The following is a 15,785-nucleotide window of genomic DNA, read 5'->3' on the forward strand; positions in this document are numbered from 1 at the left end:
AACCTCTCAAATTTTGATTAATTGTATAATTTGGTTTTACGATTGTACATTTTGATATTTCATCTATATAAAAAAATATGAGACATATGAATCAAGGTCTCATATCCTTTCTTACTCTTTGCATTATTGAACCGTAAACTCATAGCTCCCCGAGGAGAGTTCTAACAGCACGCGATCCTTCTCTTGTCCAATCCAAACCAACCCTTTGGATTTGGCTAGTTTCTTTCCCGATTCTTTCACTTGTCCCTTGTCGGCTGCCAGCAGGTACAGCCTGGCTTTGGTGTTAGCCGGAACTGTGATTTGATAAGTCACCTTATCCTCCTCTATGCGCCACTCACTTACGATCTTACCATACATAGAATCATAGTATCCCCTGGCCCAGGTCATCTGACCGGTAGGGTCAGGCGTGGGTGCAAGCACAAACTCTTTAAAACCAGGATCCTTACGTTGAATGCCCAGAGAAGTGTTGTACATCCAGGAACCAATCGCACCAAACGAATAATGGTTGAATGAATTCATGCTGTTGTTGCCGCCGAACCCCTCTTCTTTGGTGTAAGAATTCAGGCGCTCCCAGATTGTAGTAGCTCCATTCTCTACCGAATACAACCATGAAGGGTAAGAAGTCTGCTGCAAGAGCTGATATGAAAGTTGATCGTATCCATGCTCAGAAAGAGAGGGGGCTAATGAAGCAGTCCCTATGAATCCTGTCATCAGGGAAACTTCAGGTCTCTCTACTCCCATGAAATCCTGGTTCTTTCTGCTGACTGCTTGTGCCAAATGCTCTGCCGCCCGTTTTTGGTATCTTTCGGCAAATACATCCAGAGCCAAAGGCACGGCATACGAAACCTGCGTATCAATAAAATCGCCCTTTTCGTAGGTGTAACCTTCCGGTTTTTGCGCCCACGAGTCACCAGCATAGGCCGACCGTATGGTTTTGCCTGTTGCTTCATCGACATAGGTCTGATTGAAGAAAGTCTTCCTTTCATCATGTTTGGCCTTGTATTTTTTGGCATCACTGGTTTTGCCCAGCAACTCGGCAGATTGATATACTACCCGCAAGTCATATACCTGATAAGCTGTCCATAACAGGGAGTTGTCGTTTTTATAGCCCTCAGGGCTCAGCCAATCGCCCAGAGGTCCCTCATCCAGAATTCCAGTTTTAGCATCTTGTTTCGTCTCCAAAAAATTGACATAGGCCTTCATGGCATCATAGTGTTCCTCTATCAATCGTAAGTCTCCATACTGCTGATACAACTCCCAGGCTAGAACGATACCAGCACTACCCCATAGTGTACCGCCAAAACCTGTTCCAATAGGGGCGATATCCTGAAAGCGACCTGACGCTGCCTGAAGGTCTCTGTTGGCCATCAAATGTCTATTGAGGAAAGGATCGATGTCTCCCAAAAATGTAGCTGTCCTTGCAAATACATTGATATCTCCATTCCATCCCATGCGCTCATTTCTGGCAGGAGTATCCGTAGGGATAGAAAGGAAGTTGCTACGAAACGACCAGGTAATGTTACTCCACAGCTGGTTGACCAAAGGATTGGAAGTCTCATAGCCGGAAGCCAACTCATCGATCGAACTGATCACCAGGCCTTTTACCTGATCCAAAGGAATGGCCGCTTTGATCCCTGTAATCTCCAGGTATCTGTATCCATGAAATGTAAAGCGAGGCTGAATTTGAGTAGTCGTCTCGCCCAGGATCCACCGGTCAGTAGTTTGAGCTCCCCGGATGTTTTCCATCATGATCATGCCCACATAGTCCTTGTGCTCAGGCAAATCTGGATACTTCATCTCCGCATAACGCATGGTAACGGTATCTCCTTTTTCACCTGAAAGAGTGATTTTCGGCACACCTACCATATTCTGGCCCATATCATACACAAACACCCCAGGCCTCACTTCATCTACACTTTGGGCCGTCAGTTCTTTTACTATTCCTGCATTCTTACCTATTTGACCTATCAACTTCAATTCGTCATATTGCAGTGGGGCCGCAGTAAAGGCAGTCCCCTCCAATGGCACCTCTACGGCAGGTTTCCAGTCTTTGTCGTCAAACCCGACCTGACTCCAACCACTCACTGCTGACTCTCTATTGGCATCATAGATCTCCCCCTGAAAAAAGCTACTGTACACAATTGGCCCCTGGTCATAATAAGTCCAGCTATCGGGCTGGGTTGAGATCGTCTGTGTTGCCCCATCTTCGTAGGTCAATACGAGCTTGGCCAATAACGATTGTCTATCACCAAAGTAGTTCCAGTTGTATCCGCGGTAGGTGATATTACCACTCCACCAGCCTTCGGCCAGCATGGCTCCCAATGCATTCGCTCCATCAGAAACCATTTCTGTCACATCATAGGTCTGGTACATATGCGTTTTATTGTACTGTGTCAGGCCTGGATTGAAATAGTCATCCCCTACTCTCTCCCCATTCAAGTACATCTCGTATATCCCTCTGGCCGTCACATACAGTCGCGCCTTGCTCAATTTTTTACCTTTCGCCTCGAACTCTGTCCTGAGCATAGGCATAGCATTCTGGCTAGGGTCCGCTATGATCAATTGTTCAGATTTGGAAGCATCAACTCTGTAACTCTTATCCTCAATCGACAGTCGTCCCTGAGTGACCTGATCGCTAAAGGCACCGGCATAGTTCTGCCCGCCTAAATCCTCAAAAAAGAGGGTATTGGATGGTTCTCTGTAGTTTTTAATTTTCAGTTGAGAAAATCTCGCCTTCTGTCCCTTTTCCATCTTGAAACCTATGTCGCCTAATACCGGATAGGTCAGTTGATCTCCACCAGCACTGCCATGCGGATTGAGCGGCACTCCCCAGACATCCACCCACGGCGATGAAGGCAAAAATTCTTTGGGAATTACAAGATGCTCCTGATCATGCCCATCAATAAAAATTTGACAGAATCCAAAATTGAAATCAAGATAGAATTGATGCGCCTCATATTGGTTTTGACGATGAATCAGACTTTTAGGAATTTGGACAGCATGAAGTGGTTTGTTGGCCTGATCGCTAGGTAAGTAGCCGGCACGATAGATGTTTAATGTAGCCATCTCCTCCTCTTTTTTGCCCAGAGTAGTCAGGTCCAATTCGAAAAGCAAATAGCTCTCGTCTTTCGCATTTTCAACTCCTAATATGTTGAGATGATCGTTCATCAACCTGCGATCATTGGCACCCAGCACCAAGCCTGCCCTAGCAGACCCCTTATCGATCTGAATCGCATATTCCACTTTGAAAACAGAAAGGGCATGGGAGTAGAGCACAAGTGCTTCACTAGTACCACCAATCCACTGGGCTCCATCCCATGCTTCCATCCCTGAGTTTAGCAACCCCGTTTCAAACCAGGAGCTGTTGCTATGGACTTTTCCTTTTTGATCCCAAACCGACACGGTCCATTGATAGCGAGTGCCCGGCTCGAGTGACTCACCCTGATATTCGATATTGATGGAAGTACCCGATTCAACCCTATCGCTGTTCCAAACTAGCTCTTGGGTCTCATCTTTCACTTCTAACTGATAGGCTATCTGGGACATTCCTCTTTCCTTACCCTCCTGGATCATTTTCCAGCTAAAGCGTGGCTGAGTTACATCCAACCCAAGCGGTGTTGTCTGATACTCCACAGCCAGATCTCCAATACTAATCTGTGCCTGCAACTGCAGAGTCAAACAAACCAAAACCAAACCAAACCATCTTGCTCTCATATTTCTTTAATTTATATTCCCTTATTAAAAGCAGTACATATCACTGAATCCCTACTACCAACTTCTTGTTCACCACGGTATTTGCTGATGATATTTTCACCACATAAGTACCGCTCTCCAGCGAGCTAATGTCCACCCAATCACCATCTTTCGAATCAGCCAGGGCCATCCTCAAACATCCTCTTAAATCAAATATTTCGACTAGGTATTGATCAAACCCCGTCTTTAACTGAATGGTACCAGTGCTAGGGTTAGGATAGATGAGGCTGTCCGAATGGACAAAATCAGCAACCGTCAACACCCCAGGGGCATAACTCCCCCACTGGAATACTTCCCATCCATCTGCATAATCGCGATTACATGTCATTGGATTTGATGCCTCTTCGGCGCTTACAAACTTTCCATTACTTCCCATCAAAGCCATTTTTCGATTACCCAGATCAACAAAGGTGAACTTCTCTGTCTCTCCGATCGACGTTTTGTTGGCTTTCAGCTGCGCCCCGCCATTCACAATCCCCAGGTATTTTCCATCCATGGTCTCAAAAGCTACCTTTCCATCGCCTGCATCCACCAATTCGAATAACTCACGGGTGCTCTGGTTGCAAACCATGGGGTCGTCTCCAGCAGATGTCATGTATCGATCTGCATAACTCATAAGCCAAACTCTATGACCATAGCGTGGTTTGGACACCGCCGCTTTAGTATGAGGAGTCACTATATTGATCAGCTCTGTGTTGGTCCGGAATTGTTCGGTTCCAAACTCACTCCATTTCGCTTCAATCTCTTCTTTAGTATCATAATGAATGTCCGGTGCGGGATTGGTGTTGGCATCATAGTAACCCCAGTTTTCTTTGGGTGTATCTACTCTTTTGGTCTTGTAGGCCCAGTTAGACCAGGAAATATTCGAGGCATTGAGTCCATTGAAATAATATTCCCAAACATCTGAGAATGTCCAGAAATTGAACTCTCCTGCCAATATGGGTACTTGCCAGATATGCTGATGATTGGCCATATCTCGAATCGCCCAATCAGCAAATCCCAACTGTGAATCGTGATTCGTCTTGTCCTCGTTGTAGTGATGGGCCTGATAGAGTACATTTTCCCATCCATAGTATTCGGGCCCCACCACAAAACCAAAGCCAGGGAACGCTCCAATAGAGATCACATGATCAGGATCGATCTGCCGAACTTCCTGATAGATCTTGTTATAAAGTCCGTGAATGGGATACAGCTCTTGATTCGAACTCAAAGGCTCATTCATCAAATCATAGGCAGCTACTGTAGGGTTGCCCTTGTATCTGGCGGCAATCGCCTTCCAAATGTCAATAGCCATTTGCTGAGAATCCTTGTCTGTCCAGATATCATTGGTATGAGCCTGACCACTGGTGATGAAACCATTCCAGCCTCCAGGACCACCATGCATGTCTAGAATGACGTACATGTTTCTTTGGTTGCACTCCTCGATGACCCAATCTAACTGGGTAAAACCATTCGTCTTGATGCTACCATCATTGTACATTAACTCCATCCAATAGAAAGGTACTCTGACCATGTTCATACCCATAGCCTGGATACGATCCAGATCATCAGAGGTGATCCAGGTCTCTTGATAGTGATCGAGAATCTCATCCATACCATCCTCTCCAAAACGCACGCTCAAAGAGTTGCGGACATGAAAATCGTCCTCCATATAGAGATTCAGTTCTGCGACAGACCACTTGGCCTCCGTGTCACTTCCGGTCTGTGAAATGCGTAGGTAGCGTTGCTCATAGATGGCTGGTAGTTGGATGAAAATATCTTCTGTCGTCCCTGTACCTGAGGCAATGGTTTGCCAATTGGTTTTATTAAGAGAAGCCTCCACCGTGTACTCTCTCGGGTACTGAGAAGTAAACCCTCCCGCTTCGAAAGAAATACGGTTGAACACCACCTCCTTCTGCATGTCAATTTCCAGGTACTGCCCTCCTGATTGCACATCTGTACTGGTCCATCCAGTAGTTAAGTCCCGATCGAATAGCGCTTGAAGGCTCTCCTGGGTTGCCCCATCGTAGGTGGTCGCCTGCCAGGTCCTGCGATCGAGAGACCCTGTACCTAAAGGGCACATCCAATACTCCAGACTGAGCCATGAACCCAGGTTGGTACCCCGCAGGTTGATGGTGTCGCCTTGCCCGGATTGATTCCTAAGGACTGTTCCATTTGCTTTAAGAAAATCAGCATCAGTCATCTGCGACCATGCGGTATGCATGGTGCAGATAACGATCAGTGCTGACAATTGACATCTAATGCTTACTCTCATCAATGAGTGATTAATTGTTTATTAAAATTTTTCTAAATGTGATTTGATTATCCGAAGCGATCTTAAAGAAATACAAGCCTGCATTCAGATTGGAAGTAGCCAACTCGAATGACCCTCTCTGGTGAGGAAGGAACATCCTGATGGTACCTGCAGTATCAAATACAGTCACTGAATAATCTTCCATCTCCGTTCTAATAGAGAGAAAATCATTCGCCGGATTAGGATAAAGTGCTACTTCGGTCAGGGTATTCATCGTACTCTGATTTATCTGTCTGCCACCAGCGGGGTTTCCCCAGTTGAATATTTCCCATCCACCGATGGCATCTCTGTTGCAATTCATAGGAATGACGCCATCCTCCGAACTCACATATTTTCCATTGTTACCTTTTAGGGCTACACGGCCTACACCGAGCTGTATAAAGGTAAATTGTTCCCATTCACCAATGGCCGTTTTATCACAAATCATTGGATTTTGTCCATTCTCGGAGCTAACATAAAAACCATTGGACCCTCTAAGGGCGATCTTGCCATTGCCTGTATCTACCACCTCGAAAAGCTCCCAACCATCGTAGCTACTGCGATTACAGGTCATGGGGTTGCTGTTGCCCTCCGAACTCACATACAAGCCATTGCTGCCTTGCAACCAAATGACCTGTCCAATGGGAGCCTTGCTCACAGCTGTCGTTGTATGGGGAGTCACGATATCTTTCAATTCCTGATTGACACGAAATTCAGAAGTTTCGAAGCGGCTCCACTTGGCGGCTATCGAATCATAGCTATCATAGTGGATGTCTGGAGATGGATTGGTATTTTCATCATAGTAACCCCAGTTCTCCTTTGGGCTATCGACTCTTTTGGTTTTGTAAGACCAGTTGGACCAGGAGACATTCAGTGCATTCAGCCCTCTGAGATATTTGGCCCATAGATCGGGGAAATCCCAAAAGTTAAACTCTCCTGCCAGGATGGGTACATTCCAGTTGTTTTGATGATTGGCTACTTCGGTGATTACCGCATCGATGAATCCATTTTGTGAAGCAAAGTTGGTCTTGTCTTCGTTGTAGTGGTGGACCTGGTAAATAACATTGGTCCAGCCGTAATAGTCCGGAGACACGACAAACGAAAAAGTAGGGAAGGCACCAATGCTGATCAAATGATCCGGATCAATTGCTCTGACCTCTTGATACAAGGTGTTGTAGAAAGCATGAATGGGGTAAGTATCCTGATCAGAACTCAAGGGTTCGTTCATCAAATCATACATCGCCACAGTGGGGTTATCCTTGTAGCGAGCAGCCAGTGCCTTCCATATGTCAATGGTCATCTGCTGATAACCAGCATCCGTCCATAGTTCGTTGAAATAAGCCTGCCCACTGGTAATGAAACCATTCAGCCCACCGGGTGCTCCATGCAGGTCTAGTATCACATACATCTCCCTTTGGCTGCATTCGGAAATGATCCAATCCAGCTGATCGAATCCGTGAGGTTTGATACTGCCGTCATTATACATGATTTCCATCCAGTAAAAAGGCACTCGAACCATATTCATGCCCATCGCCTGAATACTGTCCAGGTCTTTGGTGGTGATCCATGCATTCTGAAATTCGTCCAGCAAGGCATCCATTCCGTCTTCTCCATATCGCAGGATGAGTGAATTTCTGATCCTAAAATCGTCCTCCATGAAAAGGTTGAATTCGGCAATCGACCAGTCGCTACCTGGATCCATACCGGTTTGATTGATCCTCACATATCTTTTGTAGTAGATATTCGGGAGCTGAACAAAAATATTTTCAGTGTTTCCAGATCCACTAGATACCAGCTCCCAATTGGTTCCATCTTCGGAAACTTCAATTTCATAGGAAGCGGGATATTCTCCAGTGTGGGTGCCCGCTTCAAAAGATACCCGATTGAAAAGAACATTCTCCTGCATATCCACCATGAAGTACTGATTTTTGTTGCGTCGTTGTCCTTCGCCATTGGACCAGTGAGTGGTCAGGTCTCGATCAAATACATTCTGCGGGTTGGTTCCTACTTCCGTTTTATAGGCTGAAGCGACCCATTGACTCCTATCCAATGAGCCTTTGCCCAAAGGCCCCATCCAGTATTCCATGCTGAGCCAGGAACCCAAATTGGTTCCTCGTAGGTTGATTGTATCTCCAGTACCAGAGTTATTCCTCAGTACCGTACCATTTGCTTTCAGAAAATCAGATGCGTCGAACTGCGCCTGACTGTTCCATGCAAATAGCCATAATATCATACCAATGGTCAGTTTAGTAATTCGTGTTTTCATAGTCTTAGTCTTTAGTCATGCCAATCAGGAATGGGAGCTTACCCCATCCCTTAGTGCTAATCCTTACGCTTAGTAAGGACATCAATCTCCCGCTTGGGAGCCATGCTTTTGGATGTCTTCATCACTTCCAAACCTGATTTTAACACCACTGAGTCGGACAGTTGAAGGTCATGCAATCCTCCTCCTATGCTAATGGTGTAGATCCCTTTTTCTAAAATCCATGTAGAGGTAGCCGAATCAAAAGAAGCCAAGTCTTTGGCATTCAATTCAAAAATCAACGTCTCAGACTTGCCTGGTTTTAGGCTTTGAGTCTTGGCAAAGGCACGCAACTCTTTGGCAGGTTTTTCAAGCTTCCCATCAGGTGAGGAAACATAAACCTGAGCCACTTCTTTTCCCGCTTTGCTTCCTGTATTCCTCACTTTACACTTTAATGTCAATTCACCTTCATCCGTCATTGCTGCTTTTAGATCAGAAAACTCGAACTGTGTGTATGACAGACCATAGCCAAAAGGATATGATACGCCCACATCAAAGGTTTCAAAATATCTATAGCCTACATAAATTCCCTCCTCATAGATCACCTCTGATTCTACCGCATCGAATGGACTAGGATAAGGGTTGTCCACCAGTTCCCTACCCGGGAAGTTTCTGGAGGAGTAGTGATCCATGTAGTAATTTGGAAAGGTCATCGGCAACTTACCCGATGGGCTCACCTTCCCTGTCAGGATATCCGCTACTGCATCGCCACCTTCCTGTCCTGCCTGCCACATCAGCAAAATCGCATCGGCATACTCCTTCCAGGATTGCGTCTCAATCACACCTCCGATGTTGAGGATCACCACGAACTTCTTTCCTTCTGCTCTGTAAGCCGCAGAAATATTTTTAATCAGATCCTGCTCCTCTTGAGACAAGTAAAAATCATAGCCCTGCTGGCGATCGTAAAATTCGCCAGAGGTTCTATTGAGAGTGAAAATCCCCATTTCGGACTGTGCTACGAAAGCAGCGATCTCTTCCTGAGTCCAGATTTTTTCTGGCAGGATTTTATCCGGACCAAAAGACCAGGCCTTAGGCCCCATATCTTCGCGCGTCTTTTTGATGTATTGGGTATAGACCTCCTGAAGCTCTGAATGTATCGCTTGCTTGCTATTTTCTAAGCCTTGTGCAATCGAGATAGAATAGGCTTTGTTCACATTGCCGCTACCTGTACCCGTCGCTATGGTTTCATAACTCGCTACACCAAATAGTGCCAGCTTAGCAGAAGAGGCCAATGGCAAAGCTCCCTCCTCATTTTTCAACAAGATTACTCCTTCGGTTGCCGCCTTTTTGGCAATCGCCTGGCTAGCCTTCAGGTCTGGTGATCCACTAGATTCATATCCCTTGAACTCCAATGTCTGCTTGTAAATATTGAGAATGGCTTCTACATTCTTGTTCAGGTCTTCTTCGCTCATCTTACCATCCTTCACTGCCTGTACGATCAAGCCCTTGTGTCCAGGGGTCCCTGGCATCAGCAGGTCATTTCCTGCTTTGAGTTGTCCAGGTATGTCTGTGCCTGCAAACCAATCCGTCATCACAAATCCATCAAAGCCCCACTCCTCGCGAAGAATAGTGGTCAGCAGTTCTTCACTCTCCGAAGCAAAAGCTCCATTCACTTTGTTATAGGCAGTCATCACCGTCCAGGGATCGGATTCTTTGATCGCAATCTCAAAACCTCTGAGATAAATCTCCCGCATCGCTCTCTCAGTGATCACAGCATCTACCCTTGCTCGATTGGTTTCCTGATTGTTGGCAGCATAGTGCTTGATCGAAACACCCACACCTTGCTCCTGAACCCCTTGAGTAAAATAAGAGGCCATCTTTCCAGACAAATATGGGTCTTCAGAATAATACTCAAAGTTTCTGCCACCCAGTGGATTTCTATGAATATTCAAAGCGGGGGCAAGCAAAATATCCACACCATACTCTTTGGCCTCATGGCCAAAGGCCGTCCCTACTTCCTTCATCAATTCGAGGTTGAAAGAAGAGGCCAACATAGTCGCTACGGGAAAAGCCGTGGCATAGAAAGTTTTGTTGGACTCATTGGGTCGTATGGGATCTATTCTCACACCTGCAGGTCCATCAGCAAACACCACAGTATTGAGTCCCAGTCGCTTGTTCGTTAAACTTTTTCCTGCAGCTCCTGGCACTTCTCCACCTACCTGTCCGACACCCGTACTCCCGCCTTCAGACCAGGGAATTTCCATCTCCGATCCTACCACTACTCTCTCCTTTTCTTCCAATGTCATCTGTTCAATCAGCGCCTTTACATCCAGGCTCCCCTGCGCATACGACATCTCCCAACTCGTAAAGGCCAAAAGCCCCACGAACAGTAATATTCTTAATTTCATCTTTATAGGTTTACTATTTTTCTCTTTCTCAATCGAAGTGTTAGAGCACAGCTATTCCGCACTTCCTGTCCAGAAATGAGAGGAAAGGCAGACAGGTACATTTGACCTGTCTGCCATCAAATTCAATTCAACTATTAATAACCAGGATTTTGGTCTTCCTGACCGATTTCAGGATTGATGCGGATCTCTCTCTGTGGGATCGGCAATAACAAATCTTCTGTAGTCACCTGATAAGCCCCAGCCGGAGGCTCCACCCCTACTGGGTAGTAGTAGGCCTGAGGGTCCGCCAGGATCTCAGCTCCATGGGCGTTCATCACGGCAACTGCTTGATCCGTTCTTACCAGGTCTAACCATCTCTTGTTTTCGAAGGCGAGTTCTATTCTTCTCTCCTGCATGATCAAATCTCTAAGTTGCGCTTGAGAAGCAGCCGCGATTGGCGCCAAACCTGTTCTGGAGTGCGCGTGTACCATGTTCAGGTAAGTCAAAGCATCTGCTTCTCCCTGCTCATTTTTGGCTTCTGCGATCATCAGCAACACCTCCGCATAGCGATAAACTGGCCAATTGTTGTTGGTGTTAGGAGCGATGTTCGATCCATGAACAAACTTTTTGATATAGGGCGTATTGACATAGGTATCCGCTGTAATGTAACCTACCGAAGCATCTAGTCTCAAATCGCCTGGCTCGTAGGCCGCTAGCAAATCAGGAGTAGGAATGTTCCATCCGCCTGCACCATTGGCATAGCCATTCGGGAAACCAGGTACCACGCCGATATTAGAAAGAGAAGGCAGGAACTGATAAGCAAAATTACTTGCCAGTCCAGCGCTCTGATCTTCCCAGTACTGAATCTCGAAGATAGATTCCGTATTGTTCTTGTTAGATGGGAAGAAAATAGAAGCATAGTCATCCATGAGGGCATATCCACTCACCTGCATCAATGCATCCTCTGCTGCTGCCCATTCTTCTCTCACCAGGTGCATATTACCCAACAGGGTATAAGCTGCTCCGTTGGAAACAAAACCGACGGCCTGGCTGGCTCTGTCTGGCAACAAAGTAGCTGCCAGCTCCACATCTGCAAGGATCTCTGCATAGATCTCCTCTGTCGATACTCTCGGACTTCCAGTTTCTTCATAGGAAGTTGGAGGATTCAGTATCAATGGCACGGCACCAAAATGCTGGATCAAATCAAAATAGGCGAAAGCTCTCATGAACAGCGCCTGGCCTTTAAAATTGTTTTTTGCAGCCTCATCAATGTCTGCACCATCGATCTTGTCCAATATCTGATTGGCTCTACCGATAATGATGTAGTCATTGTTGTACTTATTGCCAGCACCTGCTCCATTGGCATCATCGATGAATTGGTCATACTGCTCTATCCCTGCAAATCCTCTGTTGAAGTTGTAGATGAAGCAGGTATTGTCTGATCTCATCTCATCGATAGTCCAGTCTCCAAAGTCATCATTGCCCAGGCCAGTACCATACAATTCTCTGAGTGGCGCATACATCCCCACTGTGGCCTGCTGAAAGTCTTCGGCTGTTTTATAAAAATCGCCTGATGACACTACCGTTTCAGGTAGCTTAGTCAACAAATCGTCCTGGCATGCGGAGAATACGATCCCCAGCATTGCCACTATATATATCTTTAGTTTCATGATTTTCATCTTTTTAGTCATAATCAAATTACAGCGTTAGGTTGACACCCAGTGAAAAGGTTCTTGGCACAGGATAAGTCGTATTGTCTCCTCCTGCTGCAATCCCACCACCCGTGGTAACCTCTGGGTTAGGACCTGGATATTTGCTAAACACAAATGCTTGCTGAATACTGGTATACACTCTCAAGCCTCTAATGAACTCCAGATTCTTAGTAGGCAAGTTGTATCCCAAGGTGATATTTTTAATCGTGAGGTAAGAACCATCATAGATAAACTTGGAGTGGAACCAATCTCTTTCTGGCCCTGTCGATCCAGGTGTAGTGATACCATATCTGCCATCCCCTGGCTCTGCCTCCGACTTGTATCTATTTGCTACATCGCTCAGCACATTGAAATTACCATCCAGATTGGCAGCAAAACGATCAATCGTATTGACAATCTTATTACCATAAGCTCCCTGAGCTACGATAGACAGGTCAAAATTCTTATAGGCAAAAGTGTTGGTAAAACCATAAATGAATTTAGGTGCTGGGTTTCCGATTTTCTTCCAATCACGCTCATCATTATTGATCTCGCCATCTCCATCTTGATCTACAAAACGGATCGAACCTACTGCAGCACCATTGTGCAAAGGACCCGCATCATATTCTTCCTGATTCAAAAACAATCCGTCTGCTTCCAGTCCATAAAGCTGTCCCAATGGCTGTCCTACTTCGGTGATGTTCCTGACGAATCCTGCTGCATCTCCTACGATCAGCGGCGCATCGTCTGTCCCTAGACTTACCGCCTCATTGCGGTTAAATGCGATGTTGAAATCCGTATTCCAAACGAAAGCACCTGTCAGATTCTTGGTACTCAAAGTCATCTCATGCCCCCAGAATTTGATCTCACCTATGTTAGTTGCAAAGTTGTAGAAGCCTGAAGAAATGGGAATCTCTACAGAATATAGCAGGTCGCTGGTCAACTTCTCATAGTAGTCATATCCCAGAGAAATGCGATCATTGAACAAGCCTAGCTCCACTCCGATATCAGTCTGTGCCGTACGTTCCCAACCTAAGTCCTGGTTGTTCAAACCTGCCAAACTTTTACCTCCATACAGTTGATTGTTGAATGGATAGTTGGTCGATACCACAGAGGCATACTGCGTGTAGTTACCCACATTGTTGTTACCCGTTACCCCGTAGCTAGCGCGTAGTTTCAAGAAAGAAACGGGTGTAATCTGATCCATAAAACTTTCTTCTGAAATAACCCAGCCAGCTGATACCGATGGGAAGGTACCCCATCTGTTGTCCACACCAAACTTAGATGAACCGTCTGCTCTCACTGAGGCAGAAAACAAATACTTGTTGTTGAAGCTATAGTTCAAACGTCCTACAAATGAAGCCAAACTCCACTCCTGAATATCTGTAGATCCAGTAATGGTCGTGGCAGCATTGAGGGTTTCTACTCTGTTGTCCGGGTAGCCCGTACCGAACATATTTCCTGACTCACCTCTGGCTGCCTGGGTCGTATATCCTCCCAGTAGACTGAAGTCATGGTTGCCAATGCTCTTTTGATACTTTAGGGTATTCTCTACCATCCATGAGTACCCAAAGCTGTTGCCATGTGAACCTGAAATCCTGTTAGGGTCATCGGGATTCCCTGGATTGAACACACCACCTGCTGTAGAAGGTGTGAAACTGTCATTTACTCTACTTCCTATATCTACACCAGCCTGAATTTTGTAAGTCAGATTAGGGATGATCTCTGCCTCCAAAAACAGATTGGAAAGCAATCCCATATTTTTAGAAGTGTTTTTGGCTGCCTGAACCTGGTGGTACCAGTTAGGCATTGGAACTGTTCCAATCGTACCAAAATCTCCCCAGGTACCCGCTGAATAAGGCACTGAACCATCTTCATTGACATGAGGGAAAATAGCAGGAGTCAACAATGCACCCTGAATGATACCTCCTGACACATACCAAACACCATCGGCCTGTGGCGACTTGCTGCTAGTATAAGTCGGAGCGACATTGGCGCCTACTGTGATTCGGTCATTCACATTATAATCCATATTGGCACGTAGCGATACTCTTTCGAACTCTGAGTTCAACAGCACCCCGTCTTGCTTGAAATATCCTGCCACGATCGAAGATCTCAGCTTACCGGTACTTCCTTTGATCGCCAAACTGTAGTTTTGGATCGGTGCATCACGTGTAATCAGATCAAACCAATCTGTACCTTTACCCAACTCTTCAGGGTTTTGAAACAATTCTGGAACAGGCTGGCCATTAGCTTCATAGTATTCTTTTTTGAACTGACCATACTCCTGCGCATTCATCATATCTGGCTTTCCCTTTTCAGGAATCTGCTGGACACCATAGTATGAGCTAAAAGAAATTTCAGTCTCTCCAGCTCCACCTCTCTTGGTCGTCACGATGACTACCCCATTTGCCGCACGCGAACCATATAGCGAAGTAGAAGCTGCGTCTTTCAGTACGGTAATGCTTTCGATTTCGTCAGGGTTCATATTGGCGATATCTCCAGTGATTGGGAATCCATCTACCACATAAAGGGGATCGCTACCCGCAGATATAGATGCCTGCCCTCTGATACGTACCGACATACCAGCACCTGGAGTACCAGTAGTCTGGTTGATCTGAACACCTGCTAGTTTACCTTGTAGTTTTTGCGTCACTTGCGCCACCGGCAATTCCTTCAACTCATCAGAATCCACCTTTTGGATCGAACCTGTAGATTTTTGCTTACTTTCCGTTCCATAGGCTACTACGACTACTTCTTCCAAATTTCCCACATCCAAATCCAACACCACATCAAGTGTAGAACGTCCGCTTACAGTGACTTCCTTAGTGATATATCCTACATAGGAAATGACAATAACAGATTGATTTCCCGCCACATCTAGACGAAAATTGCCATCGATATCAGTAATAGTCCCGTTGTTCGTGCCTTTTTCTACTACAGTTGCTCCAGGTAGAGGCTCTCCGATTTCATCAGTTACAGTACCCTGGATGTTTTCTTGAGGGGTTATTTCCTCATTGAGTCTTGGTAATCCATCTTTGGATTTGACTGCAGATACGCCGATTTGACCATTGACTCTTCTAAATGCAAGTCCCGCCTGCACAGAAAGGTTTTTTAGGAGATCGTCCATTTGCCATACCTTATTTTCTAGGCTGACCTTTTTGCCTTTTATTTCACTCTTTGAATAGGCGAAATTAAAAGTCGTTACTTCTTCAATCTTCTTGAACACATCGACCAATTCAGCCTGGTTCTCAGATTGATTCCATGTTACTGAAACTTCGTTCAGCATCTTGCGCTGCGCACTCATATCGTTGGCCATGGCCATCGACAAAGACTGCAGCACGATCAACACATATATTCCATATTTGGACATGCGGATTAGTAATTTTTGTAATTTTGTCTTCATAAAATTGTTTTGGTTAATAATGACTAAAACTCAG

6 protein-coding genes are annotated in these 15,785 nt (G+C 45.7%); all 6 read right to left on the bottom strand.

All coding sequences use genetic code 11. From position 1 onward, the window contains the following. Window positions 1–123: 123 nt before the first annotated feature. The gene (locus tag N7U62_RS12040; RefSeq protein WP_264138224.1) at window positions 124–3,714 is read right to left on the bottom strand and encodes a family 78 glycoside hydrolase catalytic domain; all 3,591 of its coding nucleotides are present in this window, start codon (window positions 3,712–3,714) and stop codon (window positions 124–126) included. A gap of 40 nt (window positions 3,715–3,754) precedes the next feature. Further along, a complete protein-coding gene (locus N7U62_RS12045; protein ID WP_264138225.1) occupies window positions 3,755–6,007 on the bottom strand; it encodes a cellulase family glycosylhydrolase in 2,253 nt (750 codons plus the stop codon). 10 nt (window positions 6,008–6,017) lie between these two features. Next, entirely contained in the window at window positions 6,018–8,291 is a 2,274-nt protein-coding gene (locus tag N7U62_RS12050; protein WP_264138226.1) for a cellulase family glycosylhydrolase, read from the bottom strand. A gap of 56 nt (window positions 8,292–8,347) precedes the next feature. Beyond that, window positions 8,348–10,675 (bottom strand): glycoside hydrolase family 3 C-terminal domain-containing protein, encoded by a 2,328-nt coding sequence (locus N7U62_RS12055; RefSeq protein ID WP_264138227.1) that lies wholly within the window; start codon window positions 10,673–10,675, stop codon window positions 8,348–8,350. A 134-nt stretch (window positions 10,676–10,809) separates the two neighbouring features. Then, window positions 10,810–12,324 (bottom strand): RagB/SusD family nutrient uptake outer membrane protein, encoded by a 1,515-nt coding sequence (locus tag N7U62_RS12060; RefSeq protein ID WP_264138228.1) that lies wholly within the window; start codon window positions 12,322–12,324, stop codon window positions 10,810–10,812. 28 nt (window positions 12,325–12,352) lie between these two features. After that, on the bottom strand, window positions 12,353–15,751 hold the full coding sequence (locus N7U62_RS12065) for a SusC/RagA family TonB-linked outer membrane protein (protein ID WP_264138229.1): 3,399 nt from the start codon (window positions 15,749–15,751) through the stop codon (window positions 12,353–12,355). Between the last annotated feature and the right edge of the window lie 34 nt (window positions 15,752–15,785).

The organism is Reichenbachiella ulvae (assembly GCF_025833875.1).
Classification (GTDB): domain Bacteria; phylum Bacteroidota; class Bacteroidia; order Cytophagales; family Cyclobacteriaceae; genus Reichenbachiella; species Reichenbachiella ulvae.